Genomic DNA, 21,699 nt, shown 5'->3' with positions numbered 1-21,699 from the left:
GTGGTCGGGGTCTTCGATCAGGAGTCGGTCGGGATCGTTCGGGAGCGCAGCGGTGCCGCACCACCGACGACGAGTACACGAGTGCCGTGCTGTTCAGCGGCATCCAAAACTCCTCGTGTGAGGGGAACCAGTCGGGATTCTTCGCCGGAGGCGAGCCGGATCGTGAGCACCACCGCGTCGGCCTTGGCGAGCACCGGGTTCAATGATGCGGTGTCGGCAACATCAACGGCACGTGTGGTCAGCCGGTCTATGTCGAAGACGGCTCTTAGACGTCGGGAGAGAGCGGTGACGTGGTGTCCGCGGTCGAGGGCTTCTGCGACGATGGCGCTGCCGGCCATACCGGTCGCGCCGAGAACGGCGATTCTCATGATGTGATCCGTGCTTTCTTCTTCGGTGAGTTGAGTTGACCGCTGACCATCGCAATGAGCGCGACGGTGAAGCCGACCAGTTGGGTCGGGGTGAGGGTCTCAGCGGCGATGACTGCGCCGAGGATTGCGGCCACCAGCGGAGACAGCAGCCCGAGCAGAGCGGTCGCGGTCACGGGCAGCCGGCGTATGCCAGAGAACCACAGGCTGTAGGTCAGCAGCGCTCCGATCAGGCCGAGCCACAGGTACCCGGCGACCGCCGGGCCGTCGATGCCTGCAGGGATGCCGTCGATGAGCATGGTCGGGATGAGCAGCACCAGTCCGGCGGCGGTGAGCTGCCATCCGGCGAGTCCGATCGCCGAAACGCCCTCGGGTCGGCCCCACTTCTTAGTGAGCACGACACCGGTGCCCATCGATGCAGCCCCTGCCAGGCCCGCGAGGATGCCGATGGGATCAAGCTTCGCTTCGGGGCCGAGCACCACGAGGGCGACGCCGATCATGCCGATCACGCCCCAGGTGACCCGCCAGGCGGAGGGCTTCTCATGCAGGATCGCGACGGCGAGGAACGCCACCACGATCGGCTGCGACGCACCCAGCGTCGCGGCGACCCCGCCGGGCAAGTGCTGGGCGGCGAGGAACAGCAGCGGAAAGAACGCGCCCATGTTCAACGTGCCGAGCACCAGGCTCTTCCACCACCACGACCCGCGCGGCAGACGACGTGCGATCAGCAGGGCGATCAACCCCGCAGGCAGCGACCGCATCAGCGCCGCGAACAAGGGGTGCCCCTCGGGCAGCAGGTGCGTGGTGACGATGTAGGTCGTGCCCCATATGGCCGGGGCGATCGCCGTCAGCGCCGTCCAGCCGATGCGCGAGGGCGTCAAGGTCACAGGTGCAGACATCGGGGTCATCGTCGTGCTCATGTACCCATCGTCAGCCGCCTGAGAGCATGAGTCCAACACATTGTTGTCATGCAAACAATGAACTGTCATCATGGGTTGATGGAGCTTCAGCAGATGCGATACGTGGTCGCGGTCGCGGAGGAGCGCAGCTTCACCCGCGCCGCCGAGCGATGTCACGTGGTGCAGTCCGCGCTAAGCCACCAGATCAAGGCACTGGAACGCGAACTGGGCGTCACCCTGTTCGCCCGCACCAGTCGCCGCGTCGAAGTCACCGCTGCTGGTGAGGCGTTCCTCGCCGCCGCACGCGTGAGTCTCGATGCTGCTGAGCGTGCTGTCTCAGATGCCGCCGCCGCGACTGGCGAGATTCGCGGCACCCTGACCATCGGTGTGATCCCGACGGTGACCGCGATTGACATTCCTGCCGTGCTCGGATCGTTCCACCGTGCGCATCCAGCGGTGGGGATCAGGCTGCGCGGCGGGGGCAGTGACGAGTTCATCGCCGCCATCGCAGACGGAAGCATGGATGTGGCTGTGCTTGGGCTCCCCGACGCGATGTCGCACAGAGGGGTCGATGCGAGTGTGCTGGCGCGTGAACGCCTTGTCGCCGTCGTGTCCGCCGATCATGCGCTCGCCGACCGACGCAGACTGCGACTGGAGGAGCTGGCCGATGAGACGTTCGTGGACTTCCCCGTGGGAACACCCGGCCGGGCACCGTCTGACCTTGCCTTCACGGCAGCCGGGATTCGTCGTGAGGTCGCGTTCGAAGCGATGAGCGCCGACCTCATGCTGGGCCTCGTCAGGAACAACCTCGTGATCGCACTCCTTTCACCGGCAGTCATTCCCGACAGCGACGACTTCCGCGCCATCCCCATCACCGGCGGACCGACCCGCGTCGAGTACCTTGCGTGGAGCGGCTTCAACCCCTCTCCGGCGGCCAAGGCTTTCCTCGACGGCCTGAAAGGTTCTCTAACCGCCTGAACTAGGTGGAGTTCCGTCATGGAAAAGTGTCTAAGCAAAGAGTCGTGAACGGACTGTTACCAGGCCTTTCTTGAGCAGAACAACGAAATGACACCCTCGCCATCCGGACTGGGAGGTTGCGCTTCGTGATCGGCCTGGGGCAGGCCCGTCCGCCTCGAAGTTCCGACCCACGTCAAATTGGGCTTCGCCGTGTTCGACCGGGTCGGGCGAGCGGTTTCCGCAGACCGACCAGATGGTCGATGCGGGCGGCCAGCGCTGAGTTCTCGCTCACTCGGTGATACCCCGTGCAAGCGCGAAACTGCCGCTGCCGACAAACCGTCACGTGTACATGGCGCGCGCCAAGCGCACCAGTTCCGAGCGCATCTGTTCGGCCGCGGGTGATGGGGTTCGATTGCGGACAGAGATAATGCCGAGTGTGGATCGGGAAGGGCTCTCGGTCTCGATGATCGAAACCTCTACAAGCTCTGGCGGTATCGCCCCATATCCGGCGACGAGTACCGAATCGGTTGACAAGCAGACTTCGCCCAGAACATGGATGTTGTCGACCATGAACGTGGGGGGCTGGCTCGCTGCTCCCCGGTCGGGGATATTCAGCACCCCGCCAAGGTCGGTCCCTGAGGCTATCGGATACGCCTCGATTTCAGCGATGCTCGGTGTCTTGCCCGCCAACGGATGGCCTGGCCGCACGAAGAACCTCGTACTGACTTCGGCGAGTGAAACGCACGAAAACGTATCATCGCTGACGAGGCCGTCCTGGACGCCGATGAAGAACTCGATCTCGTCGTCCAGGAGCTGCTGCGTCATGGCATTGCTCGAACCGATCGTCACCTTGACGTTGAGGTTCAGTCCGGATGAGGCGTAGCGCGCGAGAACCTGCGGGAGCAACGCAGTAGCCGAGAACGGACCTACTCCGAATCGGATCGTCCCGGCCACCCCGTGAGACGCGGCGGACAGAGTTTTCTCGATTGTGAGTGCGTTGGAGAGCAGGTCGATCGCCTGCTCAAGTACTTGGCTGCCGACCGGTGTCAAGCGCACGCCGGTGCGGTCACGATCCAGTAGCCGCACCCCGAACTGCCGCTCGAGCGCTTGAATGCTCCGAGAAACCGCCGGCTGGCTAAGGTTCAACTCTTCTGCAGCCCGCATGAAGCTGCCCGTCCTGACCACCGTCACGAAGTTCCGGAGCTTTTCAAGATCCAGCACGTTGGCATGTCTCCTAAATGTTTCAGCGTTGAAGCGAGGGCGAGAACCCCCGTCGCCACGCCAACATACATGAACAAAACGCATGCGGTCTGCCCCAAAGATGCATTGGACGCACCAAGTTATCCTGCCTACGATTGCAAGCATTCAACGGTTATGACCGTCGTCAGGGTCATCGCTCAAACAAGGGAGTTATGAGTGAAATACAGCAAAAAGGGCTTCCTCGCCCTCGGCGCGATGAGCGCCCTCGCCCTCCTCGCCGGCTGCGCCGGAGCGCAAGGAGCCGGTCCGGCACAAACGGCAGAACCAGGCGACGGCTTCGACTGGAGCGCCGTCGAACCGGTCGAGCTCACGGCCAGCAGCGTCTTCCCCCTGGGGAACACGTCGCAGGTCATGGAGACCGAGTGGATGGCCGCGATCACGGAGGCGACCGAGGGCAAAGTGACCTTCGACTACTATGGCGGCGGGGTCCTTCACCCGGTGACGGAAGCAATCTCCGCGCTGAACTCTGGCCTGACGGACGTGACCTTCGTCAACAACGGCTATTTCGCCGATCAGCTTCCGGTCTCGAACTGGGACGACGCCGTCATGCAGACCGCGGTGAGCGACTTCGGGTACCCAAACATGAACATCGCGGGTATCGGGCAACAGGTAGTCCATCACTCCAGTCCGGACAGCGCCGCCCGCGCGGAGATGACCGCGGCAGGATTCATCCCTATCCTCCCGATGCTCAGCGGCCCGCAGGGTCTCCACTGCTCGGAGCCGTTCCAGAGTCCCGCTGATCTTAAGGGCCGCACGGTCCGCATCCCATACCCGATCGCGCAGGAGGAACTCGAGTCGCTCGGGATGACCGGCATGTTCCTCCCGCCGAACGAGGTGTATGAGGCGCTGCAGCGTGGTGTGATTGACTGCGCCCTGAACGCCACCACCAACATCCTCGCAGGCGGGTTGCTCGAGGTCTCCCCGTGGGTAGCGTTTCCTAACACAGCTCCGAGCCCCGGCGCGAACATTGCAATTTCGACCTCCGCATGGGATGAACTGATCCCCGAGATCCAGCAGGTGATGCTCGACACCCGGCACGAGCCGTTCGAGCGGTTCGCCCGTGACACGCTTGACGGCTATGCGGAGATCGTGGTGGCCGCCGAGGACGCGGGCGGCGGCATCATCGATGCCGCCGAGCTCAACCCCGCGATCGCGCAGTACTGGGCCGGCCGGCCTAGCCTCGGCAAGACCGCGCCGGACGGGGTGACCGACCCCGAGGCTGAGATCGCGCGGACGAACGCCATCGCGGAAGCGTGGTGGGATTTCACCGTCGATGAGCTCGGCGTGCCGGCCGACAGCGACGACACCGTCGAGGTCCTCAGCCTCGGCGCGGATGTCATCGATGGCGCGACATGGAAGGCCTGGACGGAGGCGATCGTCAACAGCCTCGGTGCCGAGTGATTCCGCGATCGCGATCGCTCGAAATCATCGCCGTCGAACGCTCTCGTAGCTGCGGGAGATTTATAGCCGGCGCACAATCTTCAATCGTCTATTAGGCAACTACTCGTAAAGGAGAGTTCAATGAGGGATCCCGAGATTCGTTTCGATGGCAAGGCAATCGTGGTAACCGGCGCTGGCCGTGGAATGGGGCGCGATCACGCACTCCTGTTGGCCGCGCGCGGCGCCTCCGTCATAGTCGCGGACAATGGCTCCGCGATGGACGGATCCGACGCCAGCGCGGGTCCAGCCGAAACCGTTGTTGCCGAGATCACATCATCCGGCGGCGTGGCAGTGTCCTGTACTGCCGACCTGTCCACTGAGGAGGGCTCCGCCGCGGCCGTGCAGGCCAGTCTCGACTCGTTCGGCCGTATCGACGGACTCCTTCACAATGCGAGTACCTCGCCTAACCTGTATAGCCCGGATCAAGTCCCAACCGACCAACTCGACCTGGTCCAAAGAGTTAACGTCCATGCCGGGTTCTGGATGACCCGCGCCGCCTGGCCTCATATGAAAGAGCAGGGCTTCGGGCGGATTGTGTACATCGCGTCGCATTCGATCTACGGGGTCCGGGGGGCTGCGCCATATGCATCCGCGAAGTCGGCGTACATCGGCCTGGCTCGTGGCTACGCATTGGAAGGCGCAGAACATGACATTCTCTGCAACGTCGTCTTGCCGAGCGCCTATACACGCATGACCGAGCGAATGCCGACATCCGACTATCGCACCTGGGTGTCAAACACACTCGCACCCGCGAGGGTCTCGCCCGGTGTCGCGTATCTCCTGAGTGCCGAAAGCCATCAGAACGGGGAAATGTTCTCGATCGGCGGCGGCAGGGTCGCGCGAGTTCAGCTCGCAGAAACCGAGGGCGTCACGGGCCTCGGCGATTCCATCGAAGAATGGCGCGACGCCTTCGACGTCGTGATGGCGCAAGACAAGCGCATCTTCCCCAAAGACCAGCAGGAACGCTTCGGGATAGTCGCGAAAGCGCTCGGCTTCACAGGTGAAATTCCGGCCGATGCCTATGCCGTGAAGGACGTCAGTTGAGCTGCAACGTGGGCACCTACCTGGGTCTGCGCATATTCGAAAGAGGAGGGGCATCGCTATGATCAAGATCGTTTCGCTGCACTCACGAAACCCGAACCTGTCCGTGGCCGAGTTCATTGAGTATTGGCACACGGTGCACGCGCCGCTCTGCAGCAGGCTGATGCAAGGACTCGGACTGCGCCGGTACGTCGCCAGTTTCCCACTCACTGATTCGCCTGAATTCGGCGGTGTCGGCGCCGATTTCGACGCCGTCGTTGAGCTTCATTTCGACGATCAAGCGGCGCTTGAGGGCGCGCTCGCCTCGCCCCAGTTCAACACGCCCGAGCGCCAGGCCAGTAGCGCCCACCTGTTCGATCTGGAGCGCAGCCGCAACGTTATCTGCGACGAAGCTTCTTTTCCCCTCGGATAATGGTCACCGCAGAGGATGAGTTGGCTATCCGCAACCTCGCCGCGCGCTTCACTGATGCCGCGAGTAAGCGAGACATTGAGACCTGGCGCGCAACCTGGACGGATGACTGCCACTGGTACATCGGCAATCGAGCGGTGGACGGTGCAGAGACGGCCGCAGCCTTCCTGACTACGGCGCTCCAACGGTACGACTGGTTCCTCATGATGTCGCTATCAGGACAAGTGTTCGAAAGCGACGGCGTGGTCAAGGGCGTTTGGTACGTGCTGGAGTATCAGGGCAAGCCCCAAGGCATTACACAGATTCTCGGAACCTACGAGGACGTGTACGCCAAGGTGGATGGCGCATGGAAATTCAGCAGTCGCGTGTTCCAGTCTTCCTACCGCGGTCCGCTGAGCCCCGGACAGACCGCTCAGGTGGTCGCGGGGGGTAACCTCACGCTCCTCGATCACGGGGTCGGAGGTCCGACAACCTGACCGTTACACGGTTGGAATCGTGGCGGACAGCACCGGCACCTCGGCTGTCGTCGCCGACGACTTGGATATTCAATGAAGAAGGAAAAGTCATGACCTACTGCAAGCAGGCCAAGCACAATCCGTTCCGCCTTGACCGACACGAGGCTGCCATCATCACCGATGGGACCGAAGCATGGTAAGCGGCGCCGTGGAGAACATGTCGCAGGAAGCGGAGATTGCACTCGGATACCACCGCACGCTCGAGGCTAAGGACTTCGATGCATTCCACGACATCTGGACTCCCGATGCGCGGCACGAACTGCCGTACCACTCGACCATGGGGCCGCCAGTGCACATTGGAGCGGATGCGATCGCAGAGGATTACCGACAGATGCTCGGGAACCGACGTGATCTGCAGTTCACTGTGCACGAGGTGATCGTAGGCGACAGCAACCGCGTCGTCCTGGAGTACTCGGGACGGAGCATCGTCGGCGAAACCGGCGGCGTGTACGAGCAGGACTACATCGCAGTGTTCGAAATCGAGGATCACCGGATCAAACTCATGCGCCTCTACGCTGATCCTGAACGCGCGTCTGCCGCGCTGCAATCGCTGCGTGACGCGACGGGTCAAGCGTCCTTCAGTTCGACATCATTCAACGGTCAAGGTGCCGCGCCGACGATCGCGAGTGACCCGACGACTGAAGCCCCTCCTGCGTTCCCGCAGCTGCGCGATGATCCTCTGACGCCGCCCCCGGTGTATGTGCAATGGCGCGAGGAGAGCCCCGCGAAGCAAGTCACGCTCCAGAACGGGAAAACGGCATGGGTTGTGCTCCGCCAGGAAGAGGCCCGCCAGGTATTCGAGGACCTCACGATGTCACGCGATCCCGGCGCAGCGGAGTTCCCGCAGGTCCGCCGTAGCTTGAGCCTCCGTCGCAACGACTTGGTTATGAATCACATGGACCCGCCGATGCACGGCAAGTTCCGCAGGATGCTCGCGCCGTGGTTCACGATGAAGAAAATCAACGAGCAGCGCGATGACATTCAGAGGATCGTCGATGACGCCATCGACCGACTGATGACGCTGGACAAACCCGTCAACTTTCATAAGGAGTTCAGCCTGGTCATCCCTTCGACGGTGATCTGCCGCGTCCTAGGGATCGACTACGACTATCACGCTGACTTCGAGCAGCACGCGACAGTAATCACGCGGGCGAGCTCCTCCGCTGGAGACTTCGATGCCGCGTACAAGGCACTGTCCGAAATTTGCGGGCGCCTGGTCGACGAATCAATCGAGAATCCCGCTGGCGGCGTGCTCCAGGTGATCACCGACAGACTCCAGGCTGGCGAGATTAACCGAGAACAGGCAGTCGCCAATGCTTATGTTCTGGTCGTAGGCGGGCACGAGACCACCGCGCACACGATCTCGCTGGGTTTCCTGCAACTGTTCCGGGATCCAGCGCTTGCGGACTTCCTGCGCGAGAACACGGACCGGATTCCCGACGCGATCACCGAAATGATGCGCATCCAATCGATCAACGAAGGTACGACGGCACGCGTCACGACGACCGAGCTCGACCTCGGCGGCGTCAAAATTCCTGCGGGTGCCGGTGTCATCCCTCTGATGTCGCCCGCACACCGTGACCCGCGTAGTTGGGAGAATGCCGACGTCTTCGACATCGACCGGGACAACACCAAGCAGCTGGCGCTCGGTGCCGGCATCCACTCCTGCCTCGGTCAAAATCTTGCGAGGGCGGAGTTGGAGATTGTGTTTGAGACTGTCCTACGACGCATTCCGACATTGCGCCTGGCCGTGTCCGAGAACGACATCGAGTTCCAGCGTGACGGCTTCGTGTTCGGTGTTTACGCCATGCCCGTTACATGGTGATCGACGTGTCGGCGGGCCAAGCGCACAGATCGACTAGCACTCGGGTTCCCACCGCACACCCGAGGAGGCGACTTCGAGTTCGCAGAACCGTCACTCGTGACCGACGCAACCTCAAACACCAGACAGAGAAAAGAACGAAGGAAGAATGATGACATCGGACGAGATCCGCTTCGACGGGAAGGCAATCGTCGTGACCGGTGCCGGCCGCGGCATGGGCCGCGACCACGCGCTCCTGCTCGCATCGCGTGGCGCCCGCGTCGTAGTGGCAGACAACGGATCGGCGATGGACGGGTCTGCCTCAGGCGCGGGGCCCGCTGAATCCGTCGTCGCAGAGATCACAGATGCGGGCGGCACCGCGGTTCCATGCACGGCTGACTTGTCCACCGAGGAAGGGTCGGCAGCAGCTGTGCAGGCCGCCATCGATGCGTTCGGCCGAGTCGATTGCATCCTGCACAACGCGAGCACGTCACCGAATTTGCACAGCCCGGACCAAGTCCCCACCGATCAACTCGACCTCGTGATGCGCATCAACGCCTATGCGGGGTTCTGGTTGACGCGAGCGGCCTGGCCGCACATGAAAGAGCAAGGTGGCGGACGCATCGTATATGTGGCGTCTCACTCCATCTACGGGGTTGCCGGCTCCGCCCCGTATGCCTCCGCTAAGTCGGCATACATCGGGATGGCGCGTTCGTTCGCGCCTGAGGGTGCAAGCCTGAACATCCTGTGCAACGTCATCATGCCCACCGCGCGCACACGAATGACAGAGCGGATGCCCGCCTCGGACTATGCGGACTGGCTATGGGAGACCATGGATCCGACCAAAGTCGCGTTTGGCGCCGCCTACCTGCTGAGCGATGAGTGCCAGATCTACGGGGAGATGTTTTCCGTGGGAGGAGGCCGGATCGCTCGCATCCGCCTTGCGGAATCATCCGGCGTGATGGGCCCCGGGGACTCGATTGAAAAAATGCGGGACGCGTTCGCGACCGTTATGACCCAGAGCGATCACATCTTCCCCAGGGATCAGCAGGAGCGCGTCTCCATCGTGCATCCCAAAATGGGATTCTCCGGCACCCTCCGGGAAGACGCTTACGCGGTCAAGGACGTTACCTGAGACCCGAGTAACCACATATTGATTGTTCTGATAGCCCAGTGTCACCCGAATCAACGAGGAGCGAGTATGACCTACACACATGAGGAACTTTCCACCATCGCGGAGATCCGCGACCTGCAGGAGCGCTACTGCCGCGGCATTGACCGTGCGGACGCCGACATCCTGCGCTCAGTGTATTGGGAGGACGCTCAGGACGAGCACGGAGTGTTCCGCGGCGACCGAGAAGAGTACGTCGCATGGGTCATACCGGTCGTCCGTGAGCGGTTCGCGGTGCTTCAGCACGTGCTCGGTCAGACCCATGCGGAAATCGACGGCGACTTCGCCTACGCGGAGACCTACTTCGTGCAACACTCCCTTCGTCCCGATGGTGTGACGTACGCAAGCCCGGGGAGGTACATCGACCGACTTGAGCGCCGCAACGGCGAATGGCGGATTCTCGAGCGTCAGACGTTGATGTCATTCTTCTACGCCACGGCGACCGCCGATACGGAGAAGCAAGCGGCGGCCGGCTTCCCCGTGGGCTGTATGGACCGCGAAGACGCCTCGTACGTGCGCGGCCCGCTGCTCCAAGAACGCGCGCCGGTCCTCTGAGCGGCGCACGCGTCGTCAGCTGGCGGGAGTCATCCGGACCGACCGCCTGCATGAGCAGGCGGTCGGCGCCGGCGTGTAGTTGAGCCTTGAGGCTGGCTTTCAGAGCGACTGGCGTTTCCGATCTGGGAATGGGTCGCACACGCGATGGTCGATTTCGAACCGCTCGGATTGAAGCCAGAGGGATCTCGTTGTGCGCTCCGCCTATCCCGCCGATTCCTTTGAGGACGCGAGGCAGGACCACGTTTGGACCGCAACTCAGGAGCAGCAGCTCGACCGCATGACGAAGCGCGGGATCGAGTTCGTTGCCACCACCGCAAACCCGCTGGGCGCGGACTGGTCTACCTCATCGACCGGACCGCCGAGCCAGACGTCGTCCGCCTCGACGTCGGAGACGATTGACCCTTACAGCCGGATGAGGGCCTTGATCGTGCGGCGCTCGTCCATGTCGCGGTACGCCTGGGCGATGTCGGTGAGCGCGTACTCGGCATCGAAGACTTTGCCTGGTTGGAGGGAGCCTGAGAGCACCTCCGGGAGCAGTTCCTCGATATAGTCCCGCGCGGCCGCGGCACCGGCGCCGACAGTGAGGTTCTTCCAGAACAGGGTCTCGTAGGGCAGTTCGGGGATGCCGTACGGCATCCCGACGAACCCAATCCGCCCGCCGACCCGTACGGAGGCGATCGCCTGGTCCAGCGACTCCTTGGTGCCGACGGCCTCGAGCACGCAGTCCGCCAGCTTGCCGCCAAGGAGTTCGCGCACTCGTTTTGCGCCGGCCGTCCCGCGCTCGGCTACGACATCCGTCGCTCCGAACTCGATCGCCAGTCGCTGCCGGTCCGCGTGCCGGGACATCGCGATAATGCGATCCGCGCCGGCTCGTTTCGCGGAGAGGACGGCGCATAGCCCGACGGCTCCATCCCCGACAACGACAACGGTCGACCCCGGTGTCACGCCGCCGCGTACGGCCGCATGATGACCCGTGGACATGACATCACTGAGGGCCAGAAGGTGGGGGATGAGTGCGTCGTCGACAGGGCCGGGCACGACGACGAGCGTGCCGTCCGCCAACGGCACCCGCACATACTGACCCTGACAGCCGGAGACGAGGTGACCATGCTCGTCGGCGCGGCCGAAGAACGCTCCGTGTTCGCAGGCGGTGGGCACGCCGTCGCAACACGCCTCGCACGTGCCGTCCGAGATGTTGAAGGGGGAGACGACGAAGTCGCCGACCGCGAGATTCTGCACAGCCCTTCCCACCTGCTCCACGATCCCAACGAATTCGTGACCGACCAGGCGCGGCTCGTCGACCTTCGTGATGCCGCGGTATGCCCACAGATCGGAGCCGCACACGCAGGCCGCTACCACCCTCACAACCGCATCTGTCGGCGTCAGCAGCGCCGCATTCGGACGTTCTTCGACTCGCACGTCACCCTTGCCATGCAAAACTGTCGCCAGCATCCCGCTCCTCTCCCTGAAACCTCTCCTCATACCGTTCCATCCTGCGGGACTTCCTGTCAATGATTATAGAAATCGCACGCGCTATTGAGTCATGCGGTCGTTGCGGCGCAAACCGCCACAACGATGCCATCACGCTCGACAGCGTCGCGAACCCAACCATTGCGCCTGGAAGGAGCAGGAAAGCCTTCCGAATCTTCATATCGATCAATGTGATTACCCTGGATGCTAATCAATCAGGAGCGGGTATTGGGAGGACGCTCAGGACGAGCACGGAGTTCTCCGCGGCGCGCTGGCGGCAGTCATCCGGACCGACCGCCTGCATGAGCAGGCGGTCGGTCCGGCGTTTAGTTGAGCCTTGAGGCTGGCTTTCAGAGCGACTGGCGTTCCCGATGCGAGGAATGCGTCGCTCACGCGCCATGACGAGAGGTCAGTTTCGTCACCGCTCGGATTGAATCCAGAGAGATGTCGTACGCGACCCGCCACGTCTCGATCACCGATGGCTGGGTCGTTTGGGCGGCCGGTGGCGAGGGGCGTAGGATCCGATTCCCGGGGCCAGGCACGTTTGTGCACGGAACAGCGAGGAAACCCTCTGCTTATGAGCAGCCGAACGACTCCCACCGGCAGGACGGCCGATGGTGGGGCTGAATCGGCAACTGATCAAAGTCTGATCGCTTCCGAGGTGCTTTCGTCGTATTAGGATCTCGCGGCCGAGCGTTAGACGACAGCCGCAGCCGCTGAAAACGATCATCCGGAGATCTCGAATCGCGGATCAGTGACGCGTACTCCAGGCGCGACGAGAAGGGTAGCGAAGATCGAGCAGATGGAAAGCGATCACCAGGACTGGCTGCGCGCTAACGCCCAGGACATGAATATCCCTAACAGGTCGGCCGCTCACGCAGCGTGAACTTCTTGATGCTTGGCGTTGATCTTGACCGAGCAGCAGCGCCGGGCAGTACCGACGCGACGTCAACGAATTTCTTAGTCGTGGCGGCGCCGCTTGCAGCATGGCGAAGAACCTGACCATCGAGCGCGTCGTCCCACAGGAACTCAACGCGGTGGAGTTCCGTTTCTCACGTCCATGACGAAGCTGCGGCGGGCTATCACGAGCTCGCGCTCGATCGTGTCGCTTACCGAACGAGCTGAACCAAAGCCCGCCTGTACCGCGTCATCGAATCCAGCTTCCTAGCTTAGAGAGCGACGAGCTGCGGAAGCTTTCTCACGCTGAACGCGCGGCGTGCGCAAGCCAGCCCGCTGGCGCGAGTCCTACCGCGTGCGGCACCGATCACGTCCCCTCCGCTGCCTATCCGTTCGGAGTTTTCGGCAACGCCAGGAGCTCTTCGCGTCATGCCTCTCGGCGAGGAAACGGCGGACGCCGCTTCTCGATGCGATCGGTGAGGCGGCCCGACTTGAGCACCTACCGGAGTGCGGCGCGAGCTCCGTTGATGTACCTGCTCCGCCGACGGAGGCGAACACCTTCTAGCTCATCTACCGCGCCGTCATGGGCGAGGGAGGTACTCATTGCTTCTTGGAATGCAACTGCAGCGTCGTACACGTCGTCAGGCCCGAGCAGGTGCAAAGTGGCTATGGCGCGCCGAGCCTCGGCGACGAGGGCTATTTCGGGTTCCTCGTCGAGGTTTGCTATCAGGCCGGTCGCGAAGAGTTCATCGGTCACGGTGAGGTGATCGGCATAGGCCTCGAGGCGGCGCTCCCGGATCCATTTGGTGCGGTCGCGCTTAGCCTGCAACCAGGCACCGATGAAGCCGGCGAGAACTGTGATGATGACACCGCCGAAGATCGACAGCAGGGCAAGCATTGTCGGGTCGATAGCTGCCGCGCTCGTCGCACTGGTCGCAAGGATCATAATTGCGAGCCTATCCACGACATCGCACGCGCTTACGCAAGGTGGCGGCGACATACGCTGTCGGCATCCGCGCTCCCAGCGCGAAACGCTGGAGTTGTCCGAGGCGTCGCTTCGGAAGCCAACTACGGCCGGGTCGAGTAGGTGAAGGCTCCACAACGAGCTGACTGCATCGAACGCGAGTGGCAGCAAAAGACCGCCAGCACCGCCTAGGCGGCGACCTCGACGATCGCGGGCGGAGCTGTAGTAGGAGCGGGCTCGGCCACAGGGAAGATCGCCAGTCCGATCGCGGTCGCCAGGACGAGCGCGACCAGTCCGACAGCGATGTCACTCACAAACTTTGCGAGCCACCTGCCGAGTGTGCGCAACCACTTGCGCCGGATAACAAGCAATTCTTCCTGTCGCTCCCGGCGGCGCGTCTCCCGACGGGGTCTGCGGCGGAGCTCGCGGCGAGCGGGGTAATGCGTCATGGGAAGTGCCTCTCGGTGAATGGTTCACCAGGCACCATGCGTAGGACAGGCGCTTGTGGCGCTGCGCCTTGATGGAGGACCGTTCTGGGCCTCTCGACCGCCAGAGATTGGGGCTCACAGAGAGCATCATGCGGAGGAGTCGCACCGTTGTCGCGCTCGGCTTGGTGTCCCGCTCCTCGCCTCGGAACCAAAGGCGTGTTGGACGCAAGAGGACCGGCACAATAGGAGTCATGACTACACCCGCAGAGCGTTTCGAGATGATTGAGTGGCTGGGAGAGCCGACAGATCACTCGATTGTGATCCGAGCACGCGACCTCACCTCCGGAGAGGAAGTCGCGCTGAAGATGGCGCGTCCTGGTGCGACGATCCAGAAGCGCTTCCACCGGGAAGTTACCAGCATGCGGTCTGCAGCGGGCCGCCATGTCATGCCTGTACTCGAAGCTGATACTGACGGTGAGTGGTATGCAATGCCAATAGCAGACGGCGAGTTGACGAAACGGGCCGACGGCCTTGCCCATCCTGCGCGTGAACAACTCGCGGTGTCCGTCGTGCAAGCTGTTGCCGATGCTTTACGAACATTTCATGGACGAGGCGAGGTACATCGCGACCTGAAACCGCAAAACATCCTGTGGCTGGACACCGACGGAGACGCGCGCTGGGTAGTATCCGACTTCGGCATCGCACGAAATCAGCCGGGTACGACTACCTCGCAGCTGACGCGGGCCGGCAGTCTGCTCGGCACGGACGGCTGGGCTGCACCTGAACTCCACTTCGACGCGCATGCTGCGAGCACGCAGGCCGACGTCTATAGTGTGGGGGCGATGGTGGCGTGGATCCTCACCGGCAAATATCCGACGTCGACTTCTGTCACCCTTCCGGAGGGAAGACTCCGGTCCGCAACATCCAGAGCCGTTCGCATGCATCCTGAGAAGCGATACGCAACGGTGGATGCGATGTTGACGGCGATGGAGCGCTCCCTGGCGAGCGATGGCGGTCCACTCAATCACCAGCTCAACCAGCACCTCACCTCCCCGATCGACTACGGGGAGCTCGGTTACTTCTTGGTCGCCCACTCCGACAACCCCGAACTCCTCCTTCCTGCCCTACCCAAGCTTGAACGCTCTAATATTTCGAAGTGGCTCAACTCAGACGCGGATGGTCTGTTGGAAGTCGCCCAAAAGGTCAGCATCATGCTGCAGGGAGAGCAGGGTCGGGCAGGACTCAATCAGGCGGGGCTGCGCCCGCCGCTGGCATGGACGTTTGACGTAGTGCGCTTGTTTGTCGATCGGAACTTGCTCGACATGGCGGAACAGCTCGCAATGCCGTTCTTCGAGGCGCTCGAGAGTTGCGACCAGTATCCCGTGAGCCGCCATGTCGCGGCATGGTTTAAGGGACTCTCAGATCGCCAAGCCGTCGCCATGATCGCTGCAGCGGAGGCATCGATGGCCGACGCGTACTTGCGCCACTGGATCAACGACAGCTGGGACAAGATTCAGAGTGAAAGCCTGCGACGATGGATGATCTAAGCCGCCAGTTGTTCGATGCTGACGACGCGTGTAACGGATCGCTGGAGTGCATTGGTGTCCCTCGGCCATGTTGGGCCCGTTACTGAATCTGATCCTCGGCAACTCCGAGAGAGCCAAGGTCATTCTCAGGGGCGTCGTAGTCGTCACCGTACAGACGGACGAGTTCTGCGCTGACGCCCCGTGGCCATTCGGACACTCGTAGTAATCGTCAACACCATCGGGACTCAGAGTGGTGTTCCATGATTGCTCCGCAGCGCTTGCCGATCTAATGCACGGATGACGCGGTGCTGGTTCGCGCCGAAGCCACATCTCCAGGACTGTTCTTATCAAACCCAGCCTGCCCGACACCGCGGCTCTTCACTCGCGAGAGATTTACCCCCCAGGACGAACCTTGGTTCCCCCCAAGCATTCGCTTAAGCTCACACCACTTGGCTAGCCCATTCCGCGGCGTCCTGTCCTCGGTTTGAACAGATCGTTGCATTAGTAGCACGGAGTGAATCATGACTGACGAGTTGATTACCAGTGTTCAAGGGTTTCGGGAGTGGCTTGGTGCAACGACGGCAACACGAGCCACAGTTGTCAGGGTTGACCTTCGCGGAATTGACGATGAGATCACGCCCGACCCAGACCTCCAAGGCAGCATCTTCTTGGCCTGCCATGTTGGGCCTCGGCTGGCCCAGTTCGTCTCGAGAGCAAAGTGCGTTCAAATTCCCGAGTTCGGCCGTTTGCCGACAGATGTCTTCCGAACCGATTTGTACCGGGTGGCCGAATTGTACGACGGCTTCGATCTAGCTGAGCCTGGCTCATGGAAGTCCTCGCTTGACCACAGGATTTATGAATGGTTCGTTGACCAATCGCCGCGACGGCCTCGCGCGCTCGCTGTTGACGAGCTCCTCGCTGCACGTGCGCACGATTCCATGGTGGAGCTTGCGCTTTCTCGTTTCATTGGTTCCGTCGGAAAGAGCGTCGTTGGGGTAATGGGAGGCCACGACAAGAAACGGAGCAGTGTGGCGTACAGGCAGATCGCGACCATATCCCGGACTCTTTCCAGGGACGGCCTGCTCATCTTGACTGGGGGCGGTCCGGGGCTGATGGAGGCCGCGAACCTGGGCGCATTCCTCGGGCCATTCCCTGATGAGGCTCTCGATCACGCAATTAACGTCCTGAGGAAAGCGGAGGACTTTGGCTCCCATGAGTGGCTATCTACCGCGTGCGCCGTGCGAGCGGACCTTCTCGGGGATTGGGAAGCCGCTGAGCCGGATGAGAGCTTCAACCTCGGTGTCCCTACATGGTTGTACGGTCATGAGCCGCCCAACCTGTTCGCCACTCACTCGGGAAAGATGTTCTTCAACAGTCTCCGGGAGGATGGTCTCGTCTCACTTGCGGATGGCGGCATTCTGTTCGGTGAGGGCAATGCGGGGACCGTACAGGAGCTATTTCAGGATGTAACGCAGAACTACTATCGCGAGAAGGAGGTGGTGATGCCCACACCGATCGTCCTCTTGGACCGCACGTACTGGACACGGGCCAGCAATGAACTGCCGGTTGTCGACCCTGCGACGGGCAAGGTTCTGGACAAGCGCAAGCCCGTCTGGCCGTTATTGAACCAACTGGCGGCGGAGAAGAACTTCACTTCGGCAATTCTTGTATCCGATGACTCGACGGAGATCATCAAGCACCTGCGTGGCCGGCCGAAGGAGGCGACATCGCGGCGCGTGCTCGCGTGGCGCGGTCTGGTCTGATGGCCGGGTCATACGCGGCCCGAGCGTGCAGTACCAGAGGGTGTTGGAGCTCATTGCAGAGGTGGAGACCTTGCCCCCGAGGATGAGGGGGCACCCGCCCCCGTAGCGAAGACACGGCCAACTTGCGCCTCAGCTAACAGCCATGGCGTTGGCAGCGTCGAAAATCCGCTGTGTTTCGCGAGCGTGCAGCGAGTCAACGAGGACATCGTTCTGATGCTGGGGTCTTCTCCATCGCGCCCCCGTCGCCTTCCGTAGGGAGATTACGTACCCTTGATCCGCAACTGTTGCCTCCACGCGGTACCTAGGAGGATTCCGTCCTATGCCGGCTGCCTCCCAGGTATTCGTCTCAGCAGTCGTCCAGTTTGCCAACGACAGTCGCGAGATGGCATGACCCATGTCCTTGGCGTTTTGGAATCGTCGCGCCGGGCTCCCAGCGGTCGCCTTTCGATACAACTTCCGGAGGTTTGTGGGTGCCCAGACTGGCAGTTCGAGATCGACTGGACGTATCGCAGATCGGCCTGCCGCCAGTTCCTCAACAACCTGCTGACGACTGTAGGCGCCGTACGGGAATGCTCCGCCCAAGAGTTCCCGCATGACGAGCCCCATCGAATACAGGTCACTCGACATCGTGAGGACACCTGCCGTCATCAATTCCGGAGGGCTGTAAAGAGTCGGGTTGTTGACGGCTGGAGCTGAGCCATTCGAATCAAGGGTGCCAGCCACACCTATGTCCGCTACCAGAGCATAGATTGGGGGGCTGGTGAGCAAGATGTTCCCGCTTTTGATATCGCGATGGAGGATGTTGTGTCGCATGTGTAGTTCGCGCAGCCCTCGCAGTGCAGATGTCATGATGACAATTGCCTCGCGAGTGGTGAATTCTTCACCCCGAAGCAAGGCATCCGTGATGCTGCCGCGAGGGTAGTGGGGCGTGATTATCTCGATGACGTCCATGAGCGGGTCATAGCCATCTACCCTGGCAGCACCCTTCACCTCGACCACGTTGTCGTGCTTAATGGAACGCAGGGTGCTTGCTTCGGGCAGCACTGATGCATCGACCATTGTCAGGTCGAAACGCTTGCCCACTACTTCGCAGTCCAGCAAATCATCGTGGTAGAGCCGCACTTCGTTGACACCGCCAGGGATACTGTTCAACGACTCGAATGGAAGCCGAAGTACCTTTCCTGCGATGGGCACTAGCTGATGGGATTCAATTGGCGTCCCCAGAAGCTGGCTGCGGCGTAGGCCTCCATGGCCCCCGTGGTCCAGTACTTCGGAGTGCTCGCGAAGCCGAGTACCGTCGGATCAACTTGCTTCAGCTGCGGCCGTAGAATGTGCGCGCCAACTGGTCCGGGGCGGATAAGCCCGTAGTCGGCGTTTTGCTCCGCGGCGGCGATCATTACGGCGCTGATGGACAGAAGCCGAGTTGAGGCATCGGCATATTTCCACTGATTGTGTTTCATCGTGTCCAACACCGCTACCCCGTGGACATCCCAGTCGCTGAGTGTCTGTCGAACTTGGTTCTTGAGATCTAGCAGACGAATGGCATCGTTTTCAGAACTCACGGATGGAATGAGTCGGTCGAACCGGCCCACCGCGGGACGCCCCAGCCCCGCCTCTCCATCGTCCAGTGCCATGCAGGCAAGATTGATGACTCCCGCCTTAACGAATACGCCCACGTAATACATACGCGTATTGTGACAGGAGCTCAAGGCAATGCGGTCGATGCCGCGCTGACACGGTATCTATGACCTCTGCGGGGCAGAGTTGAAGGCTAACGTGGTGGAGCAGTCCGGTGGCGTCTTAGACGACGCCGCGAACGCGAGCAATACCGAGGCTCCCAGGTTGAGCACGAAGAGCAAAACGCCGATGCCGATGCGGTGTTCATCAGCCGGGGGACACGAAGAGGGCATCGCTTACGGACTGGAGGGCCTGTTCGCCGTCGAGGTCGAGGCAGGCGCCTTTGAACGGGCTGGAAGGTTTCTCGGTGCCGCTGATGATACCCGCGAACGTAAAGGTCTTCTCGGTCCTGGCATTTTCTCGTACCACCAGCGGGTACTCGGGCAGGTTGAGGCATCACCGGCTGCCGAAGAGTTCACCATCGCCCGGGAGCAAGGTCGCCACGCGGACATCGCGGAGGTGCTCGAAGAAGCGCTCACGTGACGTCGCGGCTCCGACCTGGGTGTTCCGGCGGGCCACATCCTGTTCCCACTGCCCAGTCTCGTTCACGAGTTGCGGCGTCTGCCGGTCCCTGAACCGGTCGCCTCCGCCCGCCGCTCGCCGACACTCGGCGGCAGCCTGCACAGATCGTAGAAGTACCGCTTCGGGGCGGCCTCGTCGGTCGCGTCGACCACCACATTCACGCCCGCGTGCGGAAGCTCGTCGCCCGCGAGTACCCACACCGAGAAGTGCCAGATGCCGCGAACCGACTGGTTCAGCAGTCTCCGCCCGTCGACAACGAGCACTGTATCGGGGTCGGTTGCCGCTGTTAGCGACCCCGCGCGGAACGGCTCGACCGTCTCCGAGCGCAGGTCGTCCTCGTCGACGTCGCCGACCGAGAGCCGCAGCACCGGTTGGTCCTTCTCGACGAGCACGGAGGCGAGATCGTCGGCCAACCGCGTCGCGAACTGGCCCGGCTCTCCTTCGATGGCGAGAAGCCGCCGCCCCGCCCACGAGTTGTGCAAGAACTCCTCGGCCATCGAGTCGAGCAGCTCACGTCTGCTCTCGCTGAGCTCAACCATGACTTCACGCTACGCCTCAACTTGGCCGGTGAACGCTAGTGCGTGAAGGTCGACACCTGTCCTTCCGTCGGCATCGGCGACTCGAGCGCATCGAGGTAGGCGACTGCGTCACGGATGTCGAGTACGAGGCTCTCGGCAAGGTTGCGGCTGAGCCCGTTGCGGACGACGATGCGCTGCACGACCACGTCGGTGAGGTTATCGGGCATCGGGTAGGCGGGGAGCAGCCAGCCCTTCAGGCGCAGGCGTTCGGACAGGTGATACAAATTCCACTTGTCGGTGTAGCCGTGGGTGAGCTGCCACGCGAAGACGGGGATGTCGGTCCCGTCGTTCCACAGGTCGAAGGCGGGCATCTTGGCGATCTCGCCAGCGAGGTAGACCGCGACGTCCTGCGAGGCCTTTTGCACCTTGTAGTAGCCGTCCCACCCGAGTCGGAGGAAGAGGTAGTACTGCAGCAGAACCTGGGCCCCCGGGCGCGAGAAGTTCAGCGCGAAGCTCGGCATGTGTCCACCGAGATAGGTCACGTCGAACACCAGGTCCGCAGGAAGGTCCGCGACCGTGCGCCAGACAACCCACCCGAGACCGGGATAGACCAGGCCGTACTTGTGGGCGGAGGTGCTTATCGAGGCGACGCGCTCTACTCGAAAGTCCCACTCCAACTCAGGCTGCAGGAACGGCGCGATCATGCCCCCGGAAGCGCCATCGACGTGGATCGGGACGTCGAGGCCTGTGTCGGCCTGGATGCGGTCCAGCTTCTTCGCGATCTCGGCCACCGGCTCGTAGACCCCGGTGTAGGTCACCCCCATGATCGCCACGACGCCGATCGTGTTCTCATCGACGTACTTGTCGAGCTCGAACCCGTCGAGACACTTGTGGTCATCGGTAATGGGTACGTACCGAGCCTCCACATCCCAGTAGTTGCAGAACTTCTCCCAGCACACCTGGACAGCACTGGACAGGATGAGGTTGGGCTTCTCGGTGGAGAGCCCAGCCGCGCGCCGTGCGCTCTGCCATCGGCGTTTGAGGGCGAGCCCGCCCAGCATGCACGCCTCTGATGAGCCGATCGTTGACGTCCCGATCGCGTTCTCCGCGTCAGGCGCGTTCCAGAGATTTGCGATCATCTTCCAGCACCGCGTCTCGATCGCGGCGGTCTGGGGGTACTCGTCCTTGTCGACCATGTTCTTGTCCGCCGTCTCCGAGTACAGGCGGTCGGCGTGAGGATCCATCCAGGTGCCCACGAACGTCGCAAGGTTGAGTCGTGAATTGCCGTCCAGCATCGCTTCGTCGTGAACGATCTGGTAGGCGGTCTCGGGCAGCGACTCGCCTGGTGGCAGCGTGTTCAGCGGAAAGTCGGTTGCCTCACCCTCCCGCGCGAACATCGGGTTGAGCTGGTTCTGTGGACCGATACCAGTGTGGGCGTGAGGGGGCTCGCCACGGCGAGAGGGAGTCGTCATGTCGGGCAGGGTACGGCCGGCCGCACCAGCCGGACATCATCCGCCCGGG

21 protein-coding genes are annotated in these 21,699 nt (G+C 62.2%); 11 read left to right on the top strand and 10 right to left on the bottom strand.

What is annotated here, in order from left to right:
• Positions 1–17 precede the first annotated feature (17 nt).
• Complete coding sequence (locus HCT51_RS18750; protein WP_224760467.1) at positions 18–368, bottom strand: NAD(P)-dependent oxidoreductase; 351 nt, start codon at positions 366–368, stop codon at positions 18–20.
• Entirely contained in the window at positions 365–1,285 is a 921-nt protein-coding gene (locus tag HCT51_RS11820) for an EamA family transporter (RefSeq protein ID WP_166874464.1), read from the bottom strand. The genes HCT51_RS18750 and HCT51_RS11820 overlap by 4 nt, the downstream gene beginning before the upstream one ends.
• 78 nt (positions 1,286–1,363) lie before the next feature.
• On the opposite strand from HCT51_RS11820, the gene HCT51_RS11815 reads away from it, so the two are divergent.
• Complete coding sequence (locus HCT51_RS11815) at positions 1,364–2,242, top strand: LysR family transcriptional regulator (RefSeq protein ID WP_166874460.1); 879 nt, start codon at positions 1,364–1,366, stop codon at positions 2,240–2,242.
• A 318-nt stretch (positions 2,243–2,560) separates the two neighbouring features.
• Here the strand turns inward: HCT51_RS11815 and HCT51_RS11810 are convergent, their stop codons facing one another.
• Entirely contained in the window at positions 2,561–3,442 is an 882-nt protein-coding gene (locus tag HCT51_RS11810) for a LysR family transcriptional regulator (RefSeq protein ID WP_166874457.1), read from the bottom strand.
• Positions 3,443–3,637: 195 nt separating this feature from the next.
• On the opposite strand from HCT51_RS11810, the gene dctP reads away from it, so the two are divergent.
• The 7 genes from dctP to HCT51_RS11775 all read left to right on the top strand — a co-directional run bounded on the left by dctP (position 3,638) and on the right by HCT51_RS11775 (position 10,413).
• Positions 3,638–4,882, top strand: coding sequence for a TRAP transporter substrate-binding protein DctP (dctP, locus tag HCT51_RS11805; protein ID WP_166874454.1), 1,245 nt, complete (start codon positions 3,638–3,640; stop codon positions 4,880–4,882).
• Positions 4,883–5,002: 120 nt separating this feature from the next.
• Positions 5,003–5,965 carry an SDR family NAD(P)-dependent oxidoreductase gene (locus tag HCT51_RS11800; protein WP_166874450.1) on the top strand — a complete coding sequence of 321 codons (963 nt, stop codon included), beginning with the start codon at positions 5,003–5,005 and terminating at the stop codon, positions 5,963–5,965.
• A 58-nt stretch (positions 5,966–6,023) separates the two neighbouring features.
• The gene (locus HCT51_RS11795; RefSeq protein WP_166874447.1) at positions 6,024–6,374 is read left to right on the top strand and encodes an EthD domain-containing protein; all 351 of its coding nucleotides are present in this window, start codon (positions 6,024–6,026) and stop codon (positions 6,372–6,374) included.
• Complete coding sequence (locus HCT51_RS11790) at positions 6,374–6,847, top strand: nuclear transport factor 2 family protein (RefSeq protein WP_166874444.1); 474 nt, start codon at positions 6,374–6,376, stop codon at positions 6,845–6,847. The genes HCT51_RS11795 and HCT51_RS11790 overlap by 1 nt, the downstream gene beginning before the upstream one ends.
• Before the next feature lie 172 nt (positions 6,848–7,019).
• A complete protein-coding gene (locus HCT51_RS11785) occupies positions 7,020–8,711 on the top strand; it encodes a cytochrome P450 (RefSeq protein WP_191413595.1) in 1,692 nt (563 codons plus the stop codon).
• 145 nt (positions 8,712–8,856) lie between these two features.
• Positions 8,857–9,822, top strand: a complete 966-nt coding sequence (locus tag HCT51_RS11780; protein WP_191413582.1) for an SDR family NAD(P)-dependent oxidoreductase — start codon at positions 8,857–8,859, stop codon at positions 9,820–9,822.
• Positions 9,823–9,888: 66 nt separating this feature from the next.
• Positions 9,889–10,413 carry a nuclear transport factor 2 family protein gene (locus HCT51_RS11775; protein WP_166874432.1) on the top strand — a complete coding sequence of 175 codons (525 nt, stop codon included), beginning with the start codon at positions 9,889–9,891 and terminating at the stop codon, positions 10,411–10,413.
• A gap of 402 nt (positions 10,414–10,815) precedes the next feature.
• Here the strand turns inward: HCT51_RS11775 and HCT51_RS11770 are convergent, their stop codons facing one another.
• From HCT51_RS11770 to HCT51_RS18865, 3 genes are all read right to left on the bottom strand, one after another.
• Entirely contained in the window at positions 10,816–11,865 is a 1,050-nt protein-coding gene (locus tag HCT51_RS11770) for a zinc-binding dehydrogenase (RefSeq protein ID WP_166874429.1), read from the bottom strand.
• A 1,414-nt stretch (positions 11,866–13,279) separates the two neighbouring features.
• Complete coding sequence (locus HCT51_RS11765) at positions 13,280–13,726, bottom strand: hypothetical protein (RefSeq protein ID WP_166874426.1); 447 nt, start codon at positions 13,724–13,726, stop codon at positions 13,280–13,282.
• 206 nt (positions 13,727–13,932) lie between these two features.
• Positions 13,933–14,058: a hypothetical protein gene (locus HCT51_RS18865; protein ID WP_255523518.1), complete on the bottom strand. Its 126-nt coding sequence runs from the start codon at positions 14,056–14,058 to the stop codon at positions 13,933–13,935.
• Between the two features lie 365 nt (positions 14,059–14,423).
• Between HCT51_RS18865 and HCT51_RS11760 the strand changes: the two genes are divergently transcribed.
• A complete protein-coding gene (locus HCT51_RS11760) occupies positions 14,424–15,719 on the top strand; it encodes a serine/threonine-protein kinase (protein WP_166874423.1) in 1,296 nt (431 codons plus the stop codon).
• Positions 15,720–16,219: 500 nt separating this feature from the next.
• Entirely contained in the window at positions 16,220–17,461 is a 1,242-nt protein-coding gene (locus HCT51_RS11755) for an LOG family protein (protein WP_166874420.1), read from the top strand.
• 129 nt (positions 17,462–17,590) lie between these two features.
• On the opposite strand, the gene HCT51_RS11750 is transcribed toward HCT51_RS11755, so the two are convergent.
• A complete protein-coding gene (locus tag HCT51_RS11750) occupies positions 17,591–18,655 on the bottom strand; it encodes a protein kinase domain-containing protein (RefSeq protein ID WP_166874417.1) in 1,065 nt (354 codons plus the stop codon).
• Positions 18,655–19,146, bottom strand: a complete 492-nt coding sequence (locus tag HCT51_RS11745; RefSeq protein WP_166874414.1) for a hypothetical protein — start codon at positions 19,144–19,146, stop codon at positions 18,655–18,657. Before HCT51_RS11745 ends, HCT51_RS11750 begins: the two co-directional genes overlap by 1 nt.
• Positions 19,147–19,237: 91 nt before the next feature.
• On the opposite strand from HCT51_RS11745, the gene HCT51_RS11740 reads away from it, so the two are divergent.
• On the top strand, positions 19,238–19,621 hold the full coding sequence (locus HCT51_RS11740; protein WP_166874411.1) for a hypothetical protein: 384 nt from the start codon (positions 19,238–19,240) through the stop codon (positions 19,619–19,621).
• 62 nt (positions 19,622–19,683) lie between these two features.
• Here the strand turns inward: HCT51_RS11740 and HCT51_RS11735 are convergent, their stop codons facing one another.
• Entirely contained in the window at positions 19,684–20,199 is a 516-nt protein-coding gene (locus tag HCT51_RS11735; protein WP_166874408.1) for a nucleoside/nucleotide kinase family protein, read from the bottom strand.
• 35 nt (positions 20,200–20,234) lie between these two features.
• Positions 20,235–21,575, bottom strand: coding sequence for a glutamate decarboxylase (gene gad, locus HCT51_RS11730; protein WP_224760776.1), 1,341 nt, complete (start codon positions 21,573–21,575; stop codon positions 20,235–20,237).
• Between the last annotated feature and the right edge of the window lie 124 nt (positions 21,576–21,699).

The organism is Salinibacterium sp. ZJ450 (assembly GCF_011751885.2).
Classification (GTDB): domain Bacteria; phylum Actinomycetota; class Actinomycetes; order Actinomycetales; family Microbacteriaceae; genus Ruicaihuangia.
This window is presented reverse-complemented; position numbering and strand designations above follow the sequence as displayed.

Coding starts and splice junctions, on each gene's coding strand:
- HCT51_RS18750 (WP_224760467.1), bottom strand. CDS start 368: ATGAGAATCGCCGTTCTCGGCGCGACCGGTATGGCCGGCAGCGCCATC.
- HCT51_RS11820 (WP_166874464.1), bottom strand. CDS start 1,285: ATGAGCACGACGATGACCCCGATGTCTGCACCTGTGACCTTGACGCCC.
- HCT51_RS11815 (WP_166874460.1), top strand. CDS start 1,364: ATGGAGCTTCAGCAGATGCGATACGTGGTCGCGGTCGCGGAGGAGCGC.
- HCT51_RS11800 (WP_166874450.1), top strand. CDS start 5,003: ATGAGGGATCCCGAGATTCGTTTCGATGGCAAGGCAATCGTGGTAACC.
- HCT51_RS11795 (WP_166874447.1), top strand. CDS start 6,024: ATGATCAAGATCGTTTCGCTGCACTCACGAAACCCGAACCTGTCCGTG.
- HCT51_RS11790 (WP_166874444.1), top strand. CDS start 6,374: ATGGTCACCGCAGAGGATGAGTTGGCTATCCGCAACCTCGCCGCGCGC.
- HCT51_RS11785 (WP_191413595.1), top strand. CDS start 7,020: ATGGTAAGCGGCGCCGTGGAGAACATGTCGCAGGAAGCGGAGATTGCA.
- HCT51_RS11780 (WP_191413582.1), top strand. CDS start 8,857: ATGATGACATCGGACGAGATCCGCTTCGACGGGAAGGCAATCGTCGTG.
- HCT51_RS11775 (WP_166874432.1), top strand. CDS start 9,889: ATGACCTACACACATGAGGAACTTTCCACCATCGCGGAGATCCGCGAC.
- HCT51_RS11770 (WP_166874429.1), bottom strand. CDS start 11,865: ATGCTGGCGACAGTTTTGCATGGCAAGGGTGACGTGCGAGTCGAAGAA.
- HCT51_RS11765 (WP_166874426.1), bottom strand. CDS start 13,726: ATGATCCTTGCGACCAGTGCGACGAGCGCGGCAGCTATCGACCCGACA.
- HCT51_RS11760 (WP_166874423.1), top strand. CDS start 14,424: ATGACTACACCCGCAGAGCGTTTCGAGATGATTGAGTGGCTGGGAGAG.
- HCT51_RS11755 (WP_166874420.1), top strand. CDS start 16,220: ATGACTGACGAGTTGATTACCAGTGTTCAAGGGTTTCGGGAGTGGCTT.
- HCT51_RS11745 (WP_166874414.1), bottom strand. CDS start 19,146: ATGTATTACGTGGGCGTATTCGTTAAGGCGGGAGTCATCAATCTTGCC.
- HCT51_RS11735 (WP_166874408.1), bottom strand. CDS start 20,199: ATGGTTGAGCTCAGCGAGAGCAGACGTGAGCTGCTCGACTCGATGGCC.
- gad (WP_224760776.1), bottom strand. CDS start 21,575: ATGTTCGCGCGGGAGGGTGAGGCAACCGACTTTCCGCTGAACACGCTG.